The sequence below is a fragment of the Polystyrenella longa genome, from assembly GCF_007750395.1.
Classification (GTDB): domain Bacteria; phylum Planctomycetota; class Planctomycetia; order Planctomycetales; family Planctomycetaceae; genus Polystyrenella; species Polystyrenella longa.
In genome coordinates this window covers 3150635-3170080 of record NZ_CP036281.1, presented here as the reverse complement: position 1 = coordinate 3170080, position 19446 = coordinate 3150635, and the positions used below count along the sequence as shown (strand labels likewise).

The 19446-nt window shown below is 48.9% G+C and carries 18 protein-coding genes and 1 tRNA gene; 6 read left to right on the top strand and 13 right to left on the bottom strand.

Features of this window, described 5'->3' with window-relative positions:
* Positions 1-112: 112 nt before the first annotated feature.
* The 4 genes from Pla110_RS11825 to Pla110_RS11810 all read right to left on the bottom strand — a co-directional run bounded on the left by Pla110_RS11825 (position 113) and on the right by Pla110_RS11810 (position 3712).
* Entirely contained in the window at positions 113-1384 is a 1272-nt protein-coding gene (locus Pla110_RS11825; RefSeq protein WP_144995964.1) for a tyrosine-type recombinase/integrase, read from the bottom strand.
* Between the two features lie 185 nt (positions 1385-1569).
* Positions 1570-1652, bottom strand: a tRNA-Leu gene (locus tag Pla110_RS11820).
* Positions 1653-1674: 22 nt separating this feature from the next.
* On the bottom strand, positions 1675-2880 hold the full coding sequence (locus Pla110_RS11815; RefSeq protein ID WP_144995963.1) for a tyrosine-type recombinase/integrase: 1206 nt from the start codon (positions 2878-2880) through the stop codon (positions 1675-1677).
* 82 nt (positions 2881-2962) lie between these two features.
* The gene (locus Pla110_RS11810; RefSeq protein WP_144995962.1) at positions 2963-3712 is read right to left on the bottom strand and encodes a hypothetical protein; all 750 of its coding nucleotides are present in this window, start codon (positions 3710-3712) and stop codon (positions 2963-2965) included.
* A 228-nt stretch (positions 3713-3940) separates the two neighbouring features.
* Here Pla110_RS11810 and Pla110_RS11805 point away from each other — a divergent pair, with 228 nt between their 5' ends.
* A complete protein-coding gene (locus Pla110_RS11805; protein WP_144995961.1) occupies positions 3941-4753 on the top strand; it encodes a hypothetical protein in 813 nt (270 codons plus the stop codon).
* Positions 4754-4755: 2 nt separating this feature from the next.
* On the opposite strand, the gene Pla110_RS11800 is transcribed toward Pla110_RS11805, so the two are convergent.
* Entirely contained in the window at positions 4756-5862 is a 1107-nt protein-coding gene (locus Pla110_RS11800; RefSeq protein WP_144995960.1) for a hypothetical protein, read from the bottom strand.
* Positions 5863-6129: 267 nt separating this feature from the next.
* On the opposite strand from Pla110_RS11800, the gene Pla110_RS11795 reads away from it, so the two are divergent.
* Positions 6130-6318 (top strand): hypothetical protein, encoded by a 189-nt coding sequence (locus Pla110_RS11795; protein ID WP_144995959.1) that lies wholly within the window; start codon positions 6130-6132, stop codon positions 6316-6318.
* 58 nt (positions 6319-6376) lie between these two features.
* Here Pla110_RS11795 and Pla110_RS11790 read toward each other — a convergent pair whose 3' ends face one another.
* On the bottom strand, positions 6377-6907 hold the full coding sequence (locus tag Pla110_RS11790) for a YHYH domain-containing protein (RefSeq protein WP_144995958.1): 531 nt from the start codon (positions 6905-6907) through the stop codon (positions 6377-6379).
* Positions 6908-7169: 262 nt separating this feature from the next.
* Here Pla110_RS11790 and Pla110_RS11785 point away from each other — a divergent pair, with 262 nt between their 5' ends.
* The 3 genes from Pla110_RS11785 to Pla110_RS11775 all read left to right on the top strand — a co-directional run bounded on the left by Pla110_RS11785 (position 7170) and on the right by Pla110_RS11775 (position 11077).
* Positions 7170-8870, top strand: coding sequence for an endonuclease (locus Pla110_RS11785; protein WP_144995957.1), 1701 nt, complete (start codon positions 7170-7172; stop codon positions 8868-8870).
* Positions 8871-8901: 31 nt separating this feature from the next.
* Positions 8902-10125 carry a M12 family metallopeptidase gene (locus Pla110_RS11780; protein ID WP_144995956.1) on the top strand — a complete coding sequence of 408 codons (1224 nt, stop codon included), beginning with the start codon at positions 8902-8904 and terminating at the stop codon, positions 10123-10125.
* 73 nt (positions 10126-10198) lie between these two features.
* The gene (locus Pla110_RS11775; RefSeq protein ID WP_144995955.1) at positions 10199-11077 is read left to right on the top strand and encodes a hypothetical protein; all 879 of its coding nucleotides are present in this window, start codon (positions 10199-10201) and stop codon (positions 11075-11077) included.
* A 198-nt stretch (positions 11078-11275) separates the two neighbouring features.
* Here the strand turns inward: Pla110_RS11775 and Pla110_RS11770 are convergent, their stop codons facing one another.
* The 4 genes from Pla110_RS11770 to Pla110_RS11755 all read right to left on the bottom strand — a co-directional run bounded on the left by Pla110_RS11770 (position 11276) and on the right by Pla110_RS11755 (position 14432).
* On the bottom strand, positions 11276-11848 hold the full coding sequence (locus Pla110_RS11770; protein WP_144995954.1) for a hypothetical protein: 573 nt from the start codon (positions 11846-11848) through the stop codon (positions 11276-11278).
* A gap of 213 nt (positions 11849-12061) precedes the next feature.
* Complete coding sequence (locus tag Pla110_RS11765) at positions 12062-12535, bottom strand: hypothetical protein (RefSeq protein ID WP_144995953.1); 474 nt, start codon at positions 12533-12535, stop codon at positions 12062-12064.
* Positions 12507-12785, bottom strand: coding sequence for a hypothetical protein (locus tag Pla110_RS11760; RefSeq protein ID WP_144995952.1), 279 nt, complete (start codon positions 12783-12785; stop codon positions 12507-12509). The genes Pla110_RS11765 and Pla110_RS11760 overlap by 29 nt, the downstream gene beginning before the upstream one ends.
* A gap of 12 nt (positions 12786-12797) precedes the next feature.
* Positions 12798-14432 (bottom strand): hypothetical protein, encoded by a 1635-nt coding sequence (locus tag Pla110_RS11755; protein ID WP_144995951.1) that lies wholly within the window; start codon positions 14430-14432, stop codon positions 12798-12800.
* Positions 14433-14811: 379 nt separating this feature from the next.
* On the opposite strand from Pla110_RS11755, the gene Pla110_RS11750 reads away from it, so the two are divergent.
* Positions 14812-15141, top strand: coding sequence for a hypothetical protein (locus tag Pla110_RS11750; protein ID WP_144995950.1), 330 nt, complete (start codon positions 14812-14814; stop codon positions 15139-15141).
* A gap of 172 nt (positions 15142-15313) precedes the next feature.
* Here Pla110_RS11750 and Pla110_RS11745 read toward each other — a convergent pair whose 3' ends face one another.
* The 3 genes from Pla110_RS11745 to Pla110_RS11735 all read right to left on the bottom strand — a co-directional run bounded on the left by Pla110_RS11745 (position 15314) and on the right by Pla110_RS11735 (position 19410).
* Positions 15314-17734, bottom strand: a complete 2421-nt coding sequence (locus Pla110_RS11745) for a hypothetical protein (RefSeq protein ID WP_144995949.1) — start codon at positions 17732-17734, stop codon at positions 15314-15316.
* Between the two features lie 154 nt (positions 17735-17888).
* Positions 17889-18143: a hypothetical protein gene (locus Pla110_RS11740; RefSeq protein WP_144995948.1), complete on the bottom strand. Its 255-nt coding sequence runs from the start codon at positions 18141-18143 to the stop codon at positions 17889-17891.
* A 223-nt stretch (positions 18144-18366) separates the two neighbouring features.
* Positions 18367-19410, bottom strand: a complete 1044-nt coding sequence (locus Pla110_RS11735) for a hypothetical protein (protein WP_144995947.1) — start codon at positions 19408-19410, stop codon at positions 18367-18369.
* Positions 19411-19446 lie beyond the last annotated feature (36 nt).

Sequence of the window (19446 nt, the reverse complement as noted above, 5' to 3'; positions counted from 1 at the left end):
TTCGCGTTTGGGGATAGACAGTGCCCCACCTATTAAGCTAAATGTGATAATTTATCTTATGGAAAACAACGCTTGTGATTGCCAAGCTGGTTGATCATGCGATGGTTCCAGTTTAACTGGCAAGCGAACCTTGATTCCTATCGTCCTCTTCGCCAAAGATGGACTCAATCGCCGCTCTCCTCTGGGCTGGAAACAGATGTCGGTAGCGGCGTCTCATTTCTTCGGTTTGATGTCCCATGAATTCGTCAATAACCCGTTGATCCACCTCAGCAGCGGCCAGGTTGGATGCGAACGAGTGTCGAAAGATATGGAATCCCGTTAAAAAGCTCCAATCGCTGTTAGACACGGTTTGTTTTAGATGATAATGAGCTTGCCAGACGGTAAGCGGTAACGCTTGTTGAAACCCGCGTAACTGGCAGAACGTCTGCTGGCCCCCAGGATGATTCTGAATCCATTCCTGCAGGACGCGATAAAGCAGTGGGCTCATATCCACGCGGCGAAATGTCATTGCCTTTGTTCGGCTTTTCTTTTTCTCACGCAGCACAACCGTGCGAGATCGAAAGTCGATATCTTCAATTAGTGATCTCACCATTTCGCTGCGGCGGGCTGAGGTATGAGCCACGAATACCATCATCGGATAAATGAAAGGGTAGCGAGCGTTATTTCGGATGTACTCTAAAACCTCACCAACCTCAGAGGTCTCCAGGTAAACTGATTCCCAAAGCCGTCTCTCCTCTGCTTCGGTAAGTCCTCCTCGGGCAATAATACGTTCTATTTCCTGGCACGTCATAAAGGGGGGCTTCTCGTCTGTCAGGGGGAACACAACATGCTTAGTGGGAGAAGGTCCCGTAAGAAGATCTTCTTGAACTCCCCAGTTCCAAAGCATCCGAAAAGTGACCAATTCTTTGCGAACGGTATCTGGTTGAATTGGTTTTCCGTGATGAGTATCCTGTAAACGCTTCGCGACGTACTCCTGCAAGTTTGCTTTGGTGATAAATTGCACCTTTCTGTTCGGGCCTAAATGCCTCTGGAGATGATTGAAGTGAATCCGCTCTCCATGCAGTGTTGAAGCTTCTTTATGTCCTTGAGGGAGCCGTTGCTCGTAAATGGCACAGAATTCGGTCAGTCCCCAATGTTTTGTTTTTGTCGAGACTGTTTTCCCGGTCTTCTTGCCGTCGGAGAAAATAAAGTCAAGAGGCTCAGTACTCGCAGGAATTTCAATCCTACCGCCCTCCAGCAATAGTAGTGTCTCTTCAATACGCGAGCAGATTCCAGCCGCTTTTCGTTTATCCGAAGTCCTAAGGGACCGATTGATATTCCTCCCTTCGTAACGAAAGCGAATACTGAAATTGGACGATTTACGGTCTTTGTGAAGGCTGGCCATACTTGATTCCCGGTGCCGCACGCCCCATTGCGTTTGGACAAGAAAGTATATGCCGCAGACCGTTCTTCGACGAGCAATGTGTAGGCCCTATGGATGCCAACTTGTTCCGACTTTGTTCCGAGTTACGCTTGGAAACGAAAAAAGGACCTACGCCCATATGACGTAAGTCCTTATGAAGTAATAAGTACGAGAGGGGGGACTCGAACCCCCACGCCCTATGGGCACTGGATCCTAAATCCAGCGCGTCTGCCAATTCCGCCACTCTCGCATATGTCGTATTGTAGGTAGCCTTAACCCTTTACATCAACCCTCTGAGGTGGGCTTTTGGCCTCAATTGGGGCAGGGTCCCGTAAAAAGTCCCGAGAGTGCCCATTCTCGAAGGCAGAATAGACCAAATCAGACAGATTATCGGCATCCTGGCCCACATAAAACTTGAGAGTCGTTTCGATGCTTTCGTGTCGCATCATCTGCATAAGCTGTTGAGCAGGCACTTTGAGAGCCAACCGGGCTGCAAATGATCGTCTCAGGTCGTGAGCGCTGGCATACTTCACTTTGCCCCCTTTCTCTGAGACCTTAACTCCCGCCTTCTTTCCGATCTTGGTAATAATGCGGCCCACCTGTTCATCGACCAGTCTCCCTGATTCCGTGTGTCGCATTGGTGGTGGGTTGAATACGTAACCAGTCCGCTCTGATTCGGGAACTGAGGAAATCAATTCAGCGAATGCAGGAATGGTCGGCAATCTCCGGTCTCGGTTCCCTTTCTCCAGTTCCGCTGGAATCAGGATCATCACCCGATCTCGAATAAACTCTATTTGCAGTTTGTCGGGATTGTCCCACGTAAGGTTCAGAGCTTCGCCCAGTCTGAGCCCCGAATGCCAGATACCATTGAGCAGCAATCTCCATTCACTGGCCTTCTCGGATGATTTGACGATGCTCTCCGTGCAGGCAATCATCCTCTCGAATTCCTCGCCTGTGATCGGTCTCCCCTTCATCATGGTTGCCCCTTTCGCTCTCGATGGAAGACTGATCTTCGGCGCCTTTGGCAACAGTTCAACACTAACCGCCCAATTGAGCGCAGCCTTGAGGTGAGTGGTGTGGCTTTTGATGGTCTGCTCTGATCGCCCGAGGTGTCGCAGTTCTGATTGATAACGGCTGATGTTCGCCGCTGTCAGTTCGGCCAATCGTTTCGGGTTAAGTATCTGTTCGACCATGTTGAAAACTGCACTGATCTTCGCGTCCGTTTCAGGCGACAACCCTGAAACATGCTCCACTTCATACCGTTCGCGGAAATCCTCCCATTTCGTTCGGCATGTGCCTTTGTACTGACCGCTACGCAATTCCGATTCCCATCGGCCAGCAGCCCTGATGGCTTCCTTCATGCGGTTCGTTTTCGTTGATCGTGTGATCTCTCGATTCGTTTCTGGATCGACATACTTCATATACAGGAACTTTTTCGATGCCTTTTTAATGACATAGACTTTGATATCTTCGCGCATGGCGAAACCTCCACTTAATTCAAAGAGGGAAAGAAAACCCCGGCGGAGAGTCCACCGGGGACATTGAGAAAGACAACTGGTCTCAGTTCGATTGAACGATTTGGGCCCGATGATCGCCGTCGATGTTGATGGCGTTATGTCGTCTTGAGAATTCCAGAGCAGAATCGTAGGTCACACCTACCTGCAGAACGGCTCCGAGTTGGGTAAGAACATTGAATCGAGCCTCGGGGCTATCTGTCGCCTTAATGGCTCCTTCTCTGAGTAGTACCGAACTTGCCAGCACTGCCCACCGATCTTGCTTCTCGGTGTAAAACCCGTTGAGCAGCTGCACATATCGCCGTGCGGCTGCTTGCGTTCCCTTGAAGGTATGATCAGCAGGAGCCTGACTGTATTCATCCTCAGGAACCCAGCCTTTTCGGGGATTGATCAACAGGATCGAGCTATACCCTGATCGATTCCGCTTGAGGATGACTGCCCATTTTTCAGGAGTACCACCTTGAGCCTTCTGACTCGCCGCTTTGTTGTGGACGGCTGCCATATCTCGGGCAATGGTGGAAGGGTAGGTTTGGTGTGCCCGTTTCGGGCATCCGGTCGGAACCTCGGGCAGATCCTCGGGGAGCATTTGAACCAGATAGATCGGCCATGCACATTGCCCCGGATTCCAATCAGGCAGGATCGACTTGAGGAAATCATCTTCCGTCATCTGGCCAGCTTCGGCTTGTGAGCCTGGTTGCTGCTGGTCGTTCGGATTGGCAACATTGCCAGCCCCAGCAGGCTGACTCAAGCGATTGGGACCGTTGCCATTGAACAGGGTAGTAGGAAACGTAGTCATATGAATGACTCCTTCCGTTACACGCTAAGAACAGCGCGTAAAAAAGAACCCGCACATGCATTGGCGTTCTCAGGCGGCGTAGTACCGCCTTGGGGGCATTGCTGCTACCCCACACCCGCGCATGTGCGGATTCTTGCTTCTACATTGGTTTTGAGACTACGTGCCTTACGGCTTTGAGAGGATCGGATTATGCCTCCCTGGCTGTAGAGTTGTCAAGGTCGCCTCTATATGGCACTCTGTAAGAATTATTCACTCGGGCATAACTGGGGAAGCACTGTGACAGATAGACGAAAAGAAGGTACCGACTTGTGGATGTGGGCATATTTCCTACTGGCCGCCGTGGTCGTGATCTTTTTATGGTGGATAGTTGGGTACTACCCAATTCATAAATATGGCTCAACTCCAGACGCCGGAACCTATGGCGATTCGTTCGGCTTTGTTAATTCACTTTTTTCAGGTCTCGCCCTAGCAGGTGTTATCGTCGCAATTATGCTCCAAAGGAAAGACCTCCAAATTCAGTCGGAAACGCTCGCGAAGAGTGCAGATGAAGCAGAGAAACTGGCGGAATTAACCAAAGAACAGACTGCTATAAATCGCAAGATGCTGGAAATTGAAACGGCAAAGGCTCGGCCATTTATAAAAGCTCATATTCAATTTCATACTAATCGTCCGGAAGGTAAACAGGCACATCTGGTGATTAAGCCATCAGCGCCGATAGATATAATGTTTGCGTACCCCGATAACCTCTACGATGAAACTAAGACTTTCATTGGTACACTGCGGATCGGCCCAGATGAGTCTAAACGGGTGGCCCATATCTTACTACCAAAATTGGGCACCTTCAAAATGACTTTAGAGTACGTCCTGCAGAATGGGCTTCTTGACAAACAGACGTTTCTCATTGATACCGATGGGCGAGATGTCACGAACGCGGACCTTCTGACGGCTCAGCAGGTCCGATTCAAAGAACTAACTGGAACGGCAATGACGAGTCTTCCAACATCGTCCATTATGCTCGAATCGGATGCCACCGAAGATTGAATTCATCGTTCCACCTCGCCCGCATCGTAGATCAGATGAATCTGACCTTCTTCTCCATAGGCTGCCGCTGGTAGTTTCAATCTCAATTCCTTGGCAGCATCAACGGGGACCTCGAACGGGAGAACATCCCCCACGGACTTTTGAGGATATATTGATTCGTAGGCCGCCTGGCCCTGCACGCGACTTGCAGAGCTGAATCGAGCCCCGTGATATTGGTTGCTGTGTTCGTCCTCTAGCGTTGCTGCCCGATCGTCGAACGTTTCCGCCTTCCATCCACGAAAGTCCATTTTCTTAGCTTCTTGTTTATTCGTGATGTTGATCGTAAAGATTAGAAAATCATCCTCCGATGTGCTTTCACCTGAGAAAGTTTTTAAGTCGACCTTACCAATCTTGGCCCCGGTAATCTCGACCTTGACCAGCTCGCCATCGTAGATCGCACTTGCGTTGTCCCACGGTGAAGCTGGTTCAGTGTTCGGCTCTTCTGTCGTGTCAGTTACTTCGGTCTCTTCTGTGGCCTCTCCGTCTGCGTTGGTGGTAAGTGGCTTATTGCGTTCGGACTCGCGGCGTTCAATCTCCTTACCAGCTTCGTCGATGGCGCTGACTGCTGTACCTGCTGCTGCCGTAAAGAATGCCGTCATGATTATTGGAACCAGAACCGCTATAAAGTTGAGCGTACCCGCTGCGATTGGATAACCGATCCCTGTCCCCTTGCGGGTGATCGCCATCACCAATCCAATCAGAGAGAGAATCAAACCGATTCCCCCGAGAGGTAGGGCAGTGATCAGGTTGATAAACGGAATCCAGCATAACAGCAACGCAATAATTCCCAGCACCAGAGCAGCAATCCCGAGGCTGTTCGTTACCGGCTTTTCCTGATGAATCTCTACCGATACCGGGCTTGCCTCTCGGTGAGTAGGTCGCTTTCTTCGTCGGCTGGGCAGGGGGGCTTCATCAAAGTCCATTGGTGGGGGCTGGGTAATGATCTCCGCTTTCTGTGACTTTGGTACCTGGACCGTTTCGCCACATTTCTTGCACTTGCCCCGCTTGCCCGCTGCTTCGTCGGGAACCTTCATACCGTGCCCACATTCAGGACAGGAAAACTTAATCATGGCTTCGGCCCATTTGATTCGAGAGTTTGAGATTTGAGATGCTAACAGCGTACCCTGAACCCGTAACGAAATAAACCGAATGGCGGATCTTTACCACTTTGGACAATATCGGATTTGATCGGAATCAGTACCGATCTATTCCTGTGGATATCTGAATCAAACCGCCTTGCAAAGATTGATTCAATTCCAATATACGAGTGTAATCGTTCCTTCTTTGATGGCTCACCAGCTCAGTTGCATCTGTCTAATGAATCAAAAGGAATAACGATGTTCAAAACTCTCGAAAACTCGCAGGAATACACCCACTGGAAGGATGCCAGCCAAGAACTTAAGGTTGGATACATGTGGTTCTATCGCCGGATTAAAGACGGGCGACTTGAGCACAAGTATGACCATCGCGGACAGCTCTACATTTCAAATCAATCGCTGTTTGATGAACTATCCGACTACCAGTGAAATGCTGAGTGTACTCGAAAATTACGCTACGTTTGCAGCTTATGAATGCCTTCGGTTCCTATCTCTTAGCATCTACCTTTTCGGTCACTTCAACGGAAGAGGGTTTCTCTTTGCCCTTGAGTACTGCCTCGATTGCCACAAATTCAGTCATCAGATTGTGAGACAAAAAGGCAGCTTCTGCTCCCGCTTCAGTTCCGCTATAGGTTTCAGCAATCTCCTGAAGGTTTTCAATACCCGCCTTCAATTGACTTTTCGCCAGTCGCAATCGCTTTACGGCTATCTCGTCACTCTTCTTATCATCGGCGGGTGTCGTTCGGCTGGTCGATGGTGATTCGCTGCGACCACTATTTATTGAACTACTTCGTCTCGAACTTAATCCGCTTGAGCTGGAGTTAAAAAGAGGGCTTACATTGCTTCCTGAGGAACCGCCTGGAGAGCCATTAGAAGAGCTTCCGCCGCTATGATAATGGTAGCCACCGTTCTTCCTGTCATTGTGGCCACCATTAGAGTCAGTCCGACCTGGGTGTGCGAGCGAGATAACTGGAACCGTTAAGAGTAAAGAGCAGTAGAGAATGGCCCGAGAGTTCATGAATACTTCCTCATGATCAAAGAGAAAGAGTATGGGGGATGATTAGTTTCTCCACTGTACCCAAGAATGGTGCAAAATATCCAGTTCACGAAAGAATGTAAAATTTTCTTAATGACAGACTGATTTCTCTTTGTTCAATTCCAGTTTTCGATAATGCTGGTATTAGTATACGCATTCTCACTGAGGCAAAAACTCTTCATTTCTACTTTGCTGGAATGCGTCGGGCCACCTTTCTTCTCGACTTCCTCTGAAAGTCAAAACAATGCATCTCCGGATTATTACGGTTATCGCTGCGCTTTTATCCATCTCCCTTATCGGACTGGCTGAAGAGATTCACCCGGATAAGAGTGGAACGGAATTGATTCATTTACTGCGTCAAGACTTCACACCTACGGTTAATCTGAGCTACCGAAATGCCCGAGAGGAAATGTTTGAGAGCATCGACAACGATAATGGCGAGGTCACCCTGGTTTATACTGGTGCGAAGTATCAAACGAATGGGATTCCGAATCACAACATCGTGAATACCGAACACACTTGGGCGCAGTCGAAGTTTAAGCATGCGAGTGACAAGCATCAGATTAAGTCTGATATTCATCACCTGTTTGCGACATACAGTCAGGTCAACAGTGCGAGGAGCAACAATGCATTTGCCGAGATTCCTGACCATGATACCCGTAAATGGTGGTTGTCATCTGCATCTGAAGAGAGCCCCACTGGAGACATTGGTCGATACAGTGAATCGACCAGTAGTGCTTTCGAGCCAAGGGAAGCCCACAAGGGAAACGTTGCACGGGCCATGTTCTATATCTACGCGATCTATGGCGATCGAGACTTGGACAAGCAATGGTTCAACTCGCAGCTCAACACTCTTATAGCGTGGCACTTCCTGGATCCTGCTGACGATGAAGAGATCGAGAGAACCAAACAAATCGAATTGGTTCAGGGAAACGAGAATCCTTTTGTACTCGACTCGTCCTTGGTCCTTAGAGTGTTTGAGGTTGATACCCCAACTCAACCTGTTTCCGGCCTGCTGTCGATGAGAGGGGCGACTGAGAGTGCCTTAGACGAGGAAAGCGACAGCATCAAGATTGTTACTTGGAACGCTCGAGAAATATTTTCATTGGCCGACGTTAATCGCCGCGAAGAAGATTTCTTAGACTTCGGCGGTGACATTAATCCCGACATCGTGATGATTCAGGAAGTAAGTTCAATACGTCAGGTTGAAAGAATCAGAGACTATATGGGACTGACTGGCTATTACTTCTGCTGTTCTGACTTTGAACAGAATGATCGTGGTCGGTATAGTTCATTTGAAGTTGGCGTGATTAGTCGTTTCCCCTTCGATTCTGTCGTTGAGAACGATCCTTCACCTGACAACAACGAAAACAATCCCGAGGAGCCATTCGAATTCGAAATGAACTATCCTGAATTAGACGGGCTGGCAGACGTTTCAACCAGTCGCGGTTTTCTTCGCGTTCGTATCGACGAATTGAAGTTGATTATAAATGTCACTCACCTGAAGTCATCTAACGGAAATGATGGACAAGGCGACCATAAGAATGCCCAGAAACGTGAGATTGTCGCCGCTGCTATTGCGACTCAAGTAAATCGAGATCGAGCGAAATATCCCGATTTCTCTGTATTGGTCGCGGGCGACTTCAACGTTGGGGAAACTGATAGCGGAAAGAACGGTTCATCTTTAACCGACGACTCGGGGGATGGCTATGATGACACTCACGCGATCTTTTCAGGTGGCCTGATTGGCGACTTGCAAATGAAGAGTCTCACCCACGATCTCGGTATCGAGACATACATCGCGAGTGACCAATACGCGGGAACCGGCCCAATTGATTGTATTTACGTGACCGGAGAAGATCGGTTCACACCAGCTTCGCCAGGTACAAGCAGTTTCGGTTCTGATCACCTGCCAGTGACGACTCGATATATTTTATCTGAGTAACTAAATGGTTGTATCCATTTGAAGCGTAACTATGACTTCTGCTTTTGCAAGCAACGATGATCCTCAAAACCTTGTTCGACTTCATTCTGTCGCAACAGCAAACAGAATCTTCTCTCAATTCATACAGGAGATGCTCAATATGATCTTTCGATTAGTAATCTCAGTTTCAATTCTTTTTTCGTTGGCTTTGACAGGTAATGCAGATGATCCTAAAGCGTGTATTACCTTGGATCCTTCCCCCAACAATGTAGGTTTAAGATTAGCAGGATCTACGACCAAATTATGGCAGCCTGGGCAGACATTGAAAATCATGTTTCTTGGGGGGACACCCAGCCTGCAACAACGAGTAATAAAAGCAGCAGAGGAATGGACAAAATATGCCAATATTAATTTCGAATATATTCAAAACGGTCGTTCAGACATAAGAATCGCCTTTATCGCAAATAATGGATCATGGTCAACAGTTGGCACTGACGCCAGCAGTGTCCAGCAAAATCAGCCTACCATGAATTTCGGCTGGTTTAATGACAACACGCCTGATGTTGAAATTGCTCGTACGACATTGCACGAGTTCGGCCATGCACTCGGTATGATTCACGAGCACCAGAGCCCTGATTCTGATATCCCATGGAACAAACCAGAAGTGTATAAGTTTTATTTGAAACAGACCCCTCCTTGGTATATGGACAAAGTCGATCACAATATTTTTAGGACTCACTCTGCAACAAACACCAATTTCTCTTCATTCGACGTTAATTCAATTATGATCTATCCGATATCCAATGACCTAACTATTGGGGATTTCGAAGTTGAAATGAATACAAAGCTTTCAGATGTGGATAAATCCCACATCGCGAAACTTTATCCAGGACGATGGACGGGAAATTATACGGTTACACTAGATTCACTAACATGCATACGCAAACAGGAAGCTAGCGCGAACGACGAAGTTCACCTCCGAGTATGGTCAGATGGACAAGCTGTCAATGTGAACCATCCAGATCGCTTGTTTGGACAGCAGATGCGTATATTTAAAATGTCAACTAATAGGCCGGCTACTCTTAACCTTCAGTACAGCTTTAAACGCTCCTTAAAGGTCGAAGTATGGGAACTTGATAATCCTAGACTCGGAGACAATCATGATCTCTTTGGCTGCGTCACAATTACCGATAATGGGCCAGGAGAATCATTGATTGCATTAAAACAAAATCGCTTTGGGATACGTCAACATGAGTACAAACTTACATGGAAGTGAATCGACTAGTCGTAATAGGTTAAATCGAAGGCCGATTAAACATCTAACTTAGACCACACTGAATGGATAGACCATGCAATCAATACTACGACCAATCTTATTTACACTTTTGATGGCACTCTGCTTCACAGGCTCTGCAGACACGATCAAAGCAAATGAATGCTACCTTGTCGTAAGCTCAGAAACGGGTGTTCCCCATACAGCTTGTATGTTTGATTATGGAAATGGGACACGTAAGTGGCTTGGCTTTCAACCTAAAGAGCAGTTCTCACCGAATGGTTCTGGAGAGATAGATGAATCGGATAGAGAACAGCTCATTGAAAAATACGTCAGGTTTCGTGTAGAACCTCAGGATTTACAAACTGCAGAAATGAATGCCAGACAAAAGTATCAAAATGCCCGGTACAAATTGGGAATTTGCGACTGTGTAAACCTGGTCGTTGATGTGGTTCGTGACTGCAAACTTAGAGTAAAGCTTCCTTTTAACTTTCTTCCTGATAAAGTTGTAGAGAGGTTGGCGAAGTCTAACCAACCTTCGCAACATGACACACGTCCTTTTCCCTGGGCATTTTCTTCAGTGAACCAGAATGTAGATCTTGTGGTTAGTCTCAAGGAATTTAGATGCCATAAAACTGAATCAATTCTCTCTCGGGACAAAATATACGTGCGGATCTTTTCTGGCGGAAATGGAAACGTTTTCCCAATGAAGACATACCGGGTCGGCAAGGACCAGAAGATCAACCCTCAAAAATCTACTGTATCAATATCCATAAAGAAGGGGGATGCGATTGCCATTCAGCTTTGGGATGATGATAAAAATGATCCCGATGACTTGGTGTTTGATTGGAGTGTTCCAATCACTGGGAAAGGTGAACTATCAAACAGACAGGTCCGTGGTACTCAGAAAGCTGGTTCAGAAAGTATCTACGAAGTCGTGCTGTTGGTCGAATAAACTAAACTCTCGGAAGAATACAGCTAGTGTAGTGTTTCCGACAGTTGGGAACTTATCCAGGAGGCTGTGACCAGTGAAAGTAGGGGGATTCTGCTCCGTTATCTTAAATCTTGCTGATTTGAAAAGGTCCTGTATTTGCGGGACAGTACACTAGCAACATCTGAATTACATAGTCGATGCTTTCGCTTGGTGAATGTCTTAATTGGTTAAGAAGCTGTTCAACTCATTTTCCGTGAATGACTTATTCTCCCCATTGGCCGGTAACAATTCATCGAACTGATTGACCTCCTTTTTTATTCTTTCTGGTAGAATTTCAGCTACCACCGGAGAACGATGGAATAAATCCAACTTCAGCATCCGAAGTGATTCTTTTAGATAGTGATAGGCGTCATTCTCGGAATCCGGTTTCTTGCCCTCCGGCTTAGTATATTTAACGGTCTTGCTTTGCCAGATTATCGAGCTGTGAACCCGCTTGAGTCCTGTAATAAATGGGTCGATTGCCAGCATACTTTCAGAGTAGTTGTCATTCTCCTTAAGCCCTTGGTACTCTGGACTGTTGAAGATTACCCGGGATGGCTCACCCCCGGGAGTCTTCACAGAGTTACCCTGAATCACCGCTTTCGCCTGTTCGTTGACCACCCGCATTAAGCTATTTTGATCTGTATCGTTGTCCGGCCATAACTCTTTGAACACTTTCAAGCAGACCGCCGCTGCCGCTTCCGGCAAGAGTTGATCCAATACGTCAAATTCACTTATTTGGTTTTCGCTCATTCGTATCCTCCTTAAAATTGAAATGGCTTCCTCTATTTTCTGCGAATCGTTGGTAAAGACCAGACTGGCTGAGGCCTTTATTCTGATTAAGGTAGAAAATAATTACTCCACTCCCCCACCCGGCGCCATTACCGGGCAGGGGACCGTTTACATGCGTTTTCATTATCTGATTGTCAAAGATCGGTTGCACAGATCCGCCTGTGCTGCGTTGTTTCACTGTTGGACGGGATAACCTTCATCGATTAAAACCGTCCGCTGTGGCGTATCCTGTGGGCCTCGATATGCGTTGCATAGATTATGCATCCGGTCGGTTCGCCACTTCTTCAAAATGTCGTCCACTGTTTCCGGCTCCTTCCGTTTGATTCGGTCGGATTTGCGGAAACGATGTTTCGTGATTCGATCCATATCTTCAGGGTGAACCAACGGGAGCCCCACCCTTTCCCGCGCGGCAATGATGGGAACCTTTCCCGGCCCCGGTTCAAGAATGGTCGGCTGGCTTCCGTCTACCCACATGAATCCACCATCACACCCCGGCTGGTGGCAAGGGTGAAAGTTTCCGCTCTCGGTCTCAATCATTCCTTGCCCGTTACAGCCTCGGCATACGTTCGCCGCTGCCCGGTCCCTGGCATACTTCAACGGCTTCGGCTGGTCGGTCTCGTTATCCGTATTGGTCGTGCCCATTTCCATATCGGTCCTCCATCTGTCGCAGGTACTCGGTAGACCATTCGGTAACAGCCTCGTATTGTTGCGGGTCGGATTCCCAATCAAGCCCGATGCATGATGTGAATTGGCCGTCACAGATCGCCACTGAGAACAGTCGGCTATCCCCTCGGTGAATGGTGTCAATCATCCTCTCCCCGAGGCTGGTTAATACATCAAGCAATCGTTCCCGTTGTTCGACCGATAACCCGGCCATTCTGTCTGATTCGATTTTCATCTGTTTTGCTCCTTAGAAGTTGGCCGCTGTGAGAGTCAGACCACCCGTGCCGCCACTCTTCTGAATCGCTGCGTTGATTTGAGCAAGTAACGATTCCTGACGTTCCTGAACCTTCAGGGCTTTGGCTTGCTCGGTGTCCTGCTTCGGTCCGATGGTGGCCTCCATGAGTCGCTTAAATGCCTCCTGAGAACCCTTCTGAACGGCTGTGTTCTGGGTAAGGTCGGCTGTCGCTTTCACCTCCCCGACATCGATGGTGCTGAATACTGATTCCTTGGCATCGGTCAGAGCCCGGCCTAAGGTATTTTCATCGATCAGACCGGCTGCAAACAGTTCTTGCAGTTTTGCTGCTTCCTTCTCGAATTTCTCCATCGGTGTCCTGGTGGAATCGAATACCGACTGCGCCGCTTTCTCCAGCTCTTGCGTTCGCTGTAAAGCCAGATCGATTGCTTCTGAATCAACAGCGTTGATGTTGTTGGCCGCTGTATCGGCAATCAGCTTTGCCGTCTCGTTGGCCTTCTGGTTCACCTCATCAAACTTGCTCGTGATGCTTTTCGTAAACTCCCCTGAGAGAGCCCCGAGAAACTTGTCATTCGCCGCCGCTACATCGGCATCGGCCAGCTTATGCATTTCGTCGGCCATGTCCTTGAGGAATGAGGTGTCAAAATCCATCCCGATCAATCCCCCGAGGTAGGAAATACCCTCGGCCAGCTTGTTGACTCCTGACAGAATCCATGCGAGCGCCTTGGATGCTCCCGCTTGAGCCATTTGCCAAACTCCTGTCAGTCCGTTGATGATATCGACAGTGACACCGATCCCGACCGCAAGGGCTCTTACTCCTGCTGTGATCAGATCGGAAGCATTGGAACCCTCTGTACCCCATAAGACGAACGAAGTGATCAGAGCTTCCAGAGAAGGAGCCAATTCAACGGCCAGCTTGTTCCATAGTCCATCGATCACCCCAGACATTCGCGTCCAAGCATCATTAGCCGCTTCCACTTTCGCCGCATCCATTCGACTGACCGACATCCCGAGTTCATCGACTTCGGCCATCATCGCCTTAATTGCGTCCGGTCCTCCGTTCAGGATGTTGACCAGATCGGCACCAGATCGCCCGAACACGTCGAGAGTCATCCGCAATCGTTCGCCTGAGTTCTCCACCCCTTGCATCGCCCCGGAAATCGCTAGGAACTGTTCATCAGGGGAAAGTTTCGATAATGACTCCGCTGACAGTCCGAGTTCCTCGAGTGCTGTCTTTGCCGATCCAATCCCGCCAGCTGCCTCGCTCACGTTGTTGACCATCTTCCGAATACCGTTATCGAGCGTGCTGGTTGCTGTTCCAGTCAGCTCGGCTGCGTGTCGTAACCCGGCTAGATTCTCAATTCCGATCCCGAGCTTGTCCGAGGTCTTCGCCAGTTCATCGATTGAATCCATCGCTTTACTGACGTTCGGGATAATGACCGCCGCTGCCGCTGCTGTGGCCGCTCCCGCTGCTGCCATCCCGATTCCGATCCCCTTGGCCGCCATGCCCAGCCCAGACTTAGCCATGCCTCCGAAACTCTTGAGCTTGCTCGATGCTTGATCCATCCCGCTGGTGAATCCACGTCGATCCACTCCCAGATTTACCACAATGTCCCCGATTGTCGCCATGATTGGCTCTCCTGATTAGATGTTAAATTCCGTTCTCTGGTGAGGCTGAACAGCTCACCCCCCCCTATACCTTTTTTTTGAGACCGCCAACCGTCCGCCTCCGATACCCCCTCTCCTAAAAATCGCGTGCATAAAAGCGCGACTAAGTGGGTGGTTTCGGACCTTTTTCACCCTACGATTTTGCCCCCCCTCCCTCTGGAATCCCTCCGACTCTCGAATTGCAATCGAATTCCGTTCAAATAAGCCTCATTAAATCTTAGCCACATTTAAGAACCGCCAAGCCTGAACCATGTGACCACTTCCAGAACAGTCCGTTGTTCGTGGTTGCTTATCATTCCGTCCTCAATCTTCCTGTTGCTACCTCATCAGATCCCACAGAATGCGCTGTATCGCGTCCGGTTGTTCTGCCTGGCTCCTTGGTCATGTCGGTCCCTGTTTGGATCTTGGTGGATCTCCTGACCGCCTTCTCGGTGTCGTCCTGCTTTGCCTGTTGACCACTCGCCTTGCTCGGCGTCCTTTTGAACCATCGCTTGAACCTGGCATCCCGTTTCCCTTTCTTCCGTCCTGCCGTCTGCCAATTGAGATAGTCAGTGAACTGGCCACCGTCCCACCTCAACAGTCGTTTGCATTGCTGGTTGTCGCATCGGTACATCTCACCCGTAATCGGTTCTGGTTTGCCTGTCCGGCATTGTGGGCAGGTCTGGTTTGATTTCATCAGTTCGTCTCCAATCGCCAGAGGTCACTTGGGACACTTGGGACACTTCCCACCAATTGTGGCCACCTACATAAGGGACTCATTACCTTAAGACCGATTCTCTCGCTCGCGCGAGGTAGTACGTCATGGTTAAAAGTGTCCCAAGTGTCCCGAACGTCCCCGAGGATCAAAATTTATCCCTCCTATTCTCGTTAAACAACTTAATTTCAAGGTCACCGTTCGGCGTGTCATCTGGGCAACTGTTTTCACCTTGCCACACAAAACCCCGGCCTTGGTGGTTGCTGGTTGTCTTAACAATCCTTTTCAACTCCCCGGCGTCAATCTTCGCGTTAATGATTCGGGAACATGATGTTTTCGAGACGTTTTCGTTGGTGGCTTCCCGATACCATTGACTACAGAGACTTGATGGAACGAATACCCGATCTCGCCTTGTGTCATATCCTACGCTCGAAAGGTGTTTCTCAAATTCCTCCTCCAGCATCTCTGATTCTTCGGTTTCAACATCTGTGACCGCTTGCCGTTCCTTGATCGTCTCTTGTGCTTCACTGGGCTCCGGCAGTCGGCTTAATACTTCCCGTTCCCATTCACCCCACCTGCTGAACTGGGAGAGCTTTTGCTTCTCACGATCAAAGTACCCGAGACAGTCCCCGATGATCGCTTGACGATGTTCGTTGATATAGTCGCGGGTTACCTCAGCCCAATCCCCGGAATGCTTCGGCTTGTCGAGTTTGACAATTACACAACGTTGAGCCATGTCCTTCGATAAACTGGCACCATTCAAAGTAATTACAAACGTGAGCAGGTTCGGCCTTGAGGCATCGCCGTAATACATTTCCTTCCCGGATATCGAAGACGACGTTATGAGGTCTTCTAAGGACTCTGAAGAGAACCGTCGCGACTTCACGTTGTCGAGCAGGACGATTCTTTTCTCTCGTCCTTCAGGACTCAATAAACGCTCTTTTGTTTTGGTAATGTCTTCTCGGCTGGAAAGGCTGATGATTCCGCCGCAATCTAAGTGGCCGCCCAATAGATAGCCGCCCATCGTCGCCAACGTTGTTTTTCCAACTCCCCGGCCAGCATCGGCAGTGATCAGGAAAGCAGGTCGAGAACCGCCCGGACCACCCCAGAACAAAGTGACGAAAAACGCCAATATCAAATCCCGGTCGATTTCTGTGGATGGACTGAACCGGCTCACCAGCTTGTCTAATGCTTCACCGTTTCCGATTGGAGGAAACTCGCAGGTGTAATAATGCCCGTCCATTCTGGGGGCATGTGGAGCGTGTTCGATCGCTTTGAAATTCTCAACCGAATGATGGAGTTCTTGAAAGACTTCGCCCTTCGTGTGAAAACCGTCCATCCTGCAGAAGTGGGGAGGGCTTCCAGTGAAACTCCCGAGGTGACCGAACAAAGCGTCCACACTCTTGATGTAATCAACGGTGAGCCCTTCCCGATGAACAAACAGCCTGGAACCCGTTCGCTTTATGGTGTTCCCTGTGAGCGAATTGACTCCATCAATAATCGTTTTCATGGGAACAGGAACCGTTTGTTTATCGCCGTCGATAACTTGATACTTGGCGTTTGATACCCGTTCGGCTTTTCCACTCTTGTCTAGTGGGTCGGCCTCATTTGGGCTCCAGTCTGGTGCATTCTGAGAGAGTTGTCTCAACTTCTCAGCATTGCCCCTGGCATCCATCCAGTCGGAAACGTCACCCTTACGGGGCAGGTCAGGCAACCTGAGAACTTGTATCCGCTTCGCGTTGTCGAGAAGACTTTCCCCGACTTTCTGAACATGGTTTTCCCCAGTCTGGTCATTGTCTGGAACGATGACCACCCGGCGTCCAATCAAGGTTTCAGAATACTCGGTTTTCCATTTACCACCGCCACCGATGTTCGTAGTAGCCAGAAACCCGAGGCCGGCCAATCTATCGGCGTCCTTTTCCCCCTCGACCAGATAAACAGGTTCGCCTTGATCGGCAGACAACAATTGAGGAAGTCGATATAACGGAACATGAACATCCTTCAGCCCCACCACAAATTTTCCCGCTGAGTTGTTCCACCGAAACGGTCGAAAGGTCTTACCCGTCTTCTCTTCGCCGTTCTCCGAGGCTGTGACGTATTTCCTGACCTCTGCAACCGGGGCACCTTCTGAATCATGGTACGTGTATACCGCTACAGGCTCCCCGAGGGGTAATCTTGCCTTTTTGGTTGGCTGTCGATTTGCTGGTTCGTCTCGGTTTTGTGATCGGCGCACCCGCACAAGTCCTGACTGTCCGGCGTAGTAATCCTTTGCATCTTTCCAGCTATTGTGCCTGCCTAACCTGGCTGCCAAGTCGAAAAACGATAATCCCACTTTATCGCCGCCATGGTCCTTATACTGTCCAGTCTGAACGTTGAACCCAGCAGATGGGCTTCGGTCTTCACGGTCTATCGCATGACAGGAAACCCAACCATTTGAGTTCGGTTTTTCGTCGGCAAACTGAATGCCGATTTGCCGAGCTTCCTGCATCAGGTCTAACTGTTCTAATACTTCCTCATGACTTGGGAATCGTCCTTGACGCCGTTCAGTCCCGTTTACGGCTGTCGCCATCTATGCTCCCTTTCTGGAGAAAAGAGAGTCGCGCCACTGCATTCTATTTGCCCTTATACTGGCTGAATGCTATCATCGGCCCGACTTCCATTTGATTCGATTAAGGCCGCAAGACTCCCGTTTCTTCGCGGCCTTAATTTATGCGCGAATTGATCTACTGGTTTTCCCCGAGTGATTTCATATAGCGAATCACTTCTTCACCAGTGACATACAGCCTGGCACCGTGCTTGATCGTCTTCATTCCGTTTCGGCGTGCCGAGGCCCACGACTTGTTGCCCCAATTGAAAACGGTCATCAACTGCTCGCGCGTGTAAATCGCATCGGTTCGGACCACTCCAGCAGGATCCAGCAGTTGGCTTTGGTTAGCGTGTAAACGTCGCTCTCTCGCGGTAATCGTACCCGTAGACATCGTGTTCTATCTCCCTTTGATTCATTGAGTCCTTGGCGGCTTCCGAAAGCGTGCCGCTCGACATTGATAGGAAGATACTAGCGTCATTGACGCAATTAATGGGGGTCGATTCCGCTTGTTCAGTTTGCTTTAGGCGTGCTGTCTTAGTTCGGTTTATTTTCCGTTTACAGATTCTAAGCTTTGCCAGATAGTTGCTTGTGATCGGACTGGATTCCGGCTGTATTTAGTCTGAATTCTGTACGTCCAGCCGTTCAAAGATCTCGTCTCGCAGTCCAATAGTCAGTTCCCTGATATCCTCACTTGGCGTTCTCTTTATTCCAGTATCCAACAGCTTGACTGCCTCTTCCGCTGAATACCTCCAGTTGATCGAATCATCAGCTCGGGTAGGCGTTTTTACTCCGGCTGCTTTAGCCCAATTTCGGACTGTATCGCTGGTTATGCCCAACACTTTCTGAAAATAAGCAGATCGATAACCTGCAGCAGGTTCGCCTTGATTAAAAGTTCGATCAAGTCGTTGAACGGAGTCTGAACTCTGTACCGTGATCCCCGAGCTGGCTAGGTTTCCTGCCACTTCAGTCAGTCGTGGCCATGATTCCATTTTCATGTATCCTTGGAACTCACGATTCATACAAGTCGCATAGATTTGGTGAGTAAAATCATCAAAACATGATCGGAATTCATCCATTAACTCAATAACGTATGAACCCGCTGGGAGCAATAATGCTGAACGCTTAACGTCACGAATCGCCTGCCTTATCTTACCACCCTTGTTTCCCGGGAAGCTATCTTCTATCAGTTGTCTGGCCTTACTGACTGGAACATCACAGAGTGATGGAATATCAGGATTAGTACTCCGCAAGACGAACTGAGTAATATGCTTTGCAGCATTGCCTGGTTCCCTGCTCACCTTCAGAAAATTGTGGACGGAATGTTCGTTCTCCCAGATCGGAAGTTTGCTGACTTCAATTGTAAAGAAAGCTAACATCTCTTCTGCTGTCACGCCGTCCTTATTGTGCAGAGAGAATGCGGCGTTTTTGATCTTGCCGTCTGGAATATTTTCGATAGCAGATTCAGACAGTGACTCAACCCCATCTGACTTATCATAGTACTTGAAGTAATCTTTCATTACCTTAATGAGATTATCCCTCCTTACAAAAGGGGCTCGGTCATCATCAATCGAGTCCGCGAGTTGTTCTTGAAATCCAGAAACGATTGAAGAAAACTCGATGAAGGAATCAGATAATTTATCCAGCGTATTGTCAGTCACCAACCTGCGCCTCCTGAGCGAAGTCCTGAGAAAATA

Bases quoted from the DNA above. Each gene is read 5' to 3' on its own strand.
- Pla110_RS11745 (WP_144995949.1), bottom strand. From the start codon at position 17,734: ATGGCGACAGCCGTAAACGGGACTGAACGGCGTCAAGGACGATTCCCA.
- Pla110_RS11770 (WP_144995954.1), bottom strand. From the start codon at position 11,848: ATGAGCGAAAACCAAATAAGTGAATTTGACGTATTGGATCAACTCTTG.
- Pla110_RS11825 (WP_144995964.1), bottom strand. From the start codon at position 1,384: ATGGCCAGCCTTCACAAAGACCGTAAATCGTCCAATTTCAGTATTCGC.
- Pla110_RS11775 (WP_144995955.1), top strand. From the start codon at position 10,199: ATGCAATCAATACTACGACCAATCTTATTTACACTTTTGATGGCACTC.
- Pla110_RS11805 (WP_144995961.1), top strand. From the start codon at position 3,941: ATGGCACTCTGTAAGAATTATTCACTCGGGCATAACTGGGGAAGCACT.
- Pla110_RS11800 (WP_144995960.1), bottom strand. From the start codon at position 5,862: ATGATTAAGTTTTCCTGTCCTGAATGTGGGCACGGTATGAAGGTTCCC.
- Pla110_RS11780 (WP_144995956.1), top strand. From the start codon at position 8,902: ATGACTTCTGCTTTTGCAAGCAACGATGATCCTCAAAACCTTGTTCGA.
- Pla110_RS11740 (WP_144995948.1), bottom strand. From the start codon at position 18,143: ATGTCTACGGGTACGATTACCGCGAGAGAGCGACGTTTACACGCTAAC.
- Pla110_RS11810 (WP_144995962.1), bottom strand. From the start codon at position 3,712: ATGACTACGTTTCCTACTACCCTGTTCAATGGCAACGGTCCCAATCGC.
- Pla110_RS11765 (WP_144995953.1), bottom strand. From the start codon at position 12,535: ATGGAAATGGGCACGACCAATACGGATAACGAGACCGACCAGCCGAAG.
- Pla110_RS11815 (WP_144995963.1), bottom strand. From the start codon at position 2,880: ATGCGCGAAGATATCAAAGTCTATGTCATTAAAAAGGCATCGAAAAAG.
- Pla110_RS11755 (WP_144995951.1), bottom strand. From the start codon at position 14,432: ATGGCGACAATCGGGGACATTGTGGTAAATCTGGGAGTGGATCGACGT.
- Pla110_RS11750 (WP_144995950.1), top strand. From the start codon at position 14,812: ATGCGCTGTATCGCGTCCGGTTGTTCTGCCTGGCTCCTTGGTCATGTC.
- Pla110_RS11760 (WP_144995952.1), bottom strand. From the start codon at position 12,785: ATGAAAATCGAATCAGACAGAATGGCCGGGTTATCGGTCGAACAACGG.
- Pla110_RS11795 (WP_144995959.1), top strand. From the start codon at position 6,130: ATGTTCAAAACTCTCGAAAACTCGCAGGAATACACCCACTGGAAGGAT.
- Pla110_RS11790 (WP_144995958.1), bottom strand. From the start codon at position 6,907: ATGAACTCTCGGGCCATTCTCTACTGCTCTTTACTCTTAACGGTTCCA.
- Pla110_RS11785 (WP_144995957.1), top strand. From the start codon at position 7,170: ATGCATCTCCGGATTATTACGGTTATCGCTGCGCTTTTATCCATCTCC.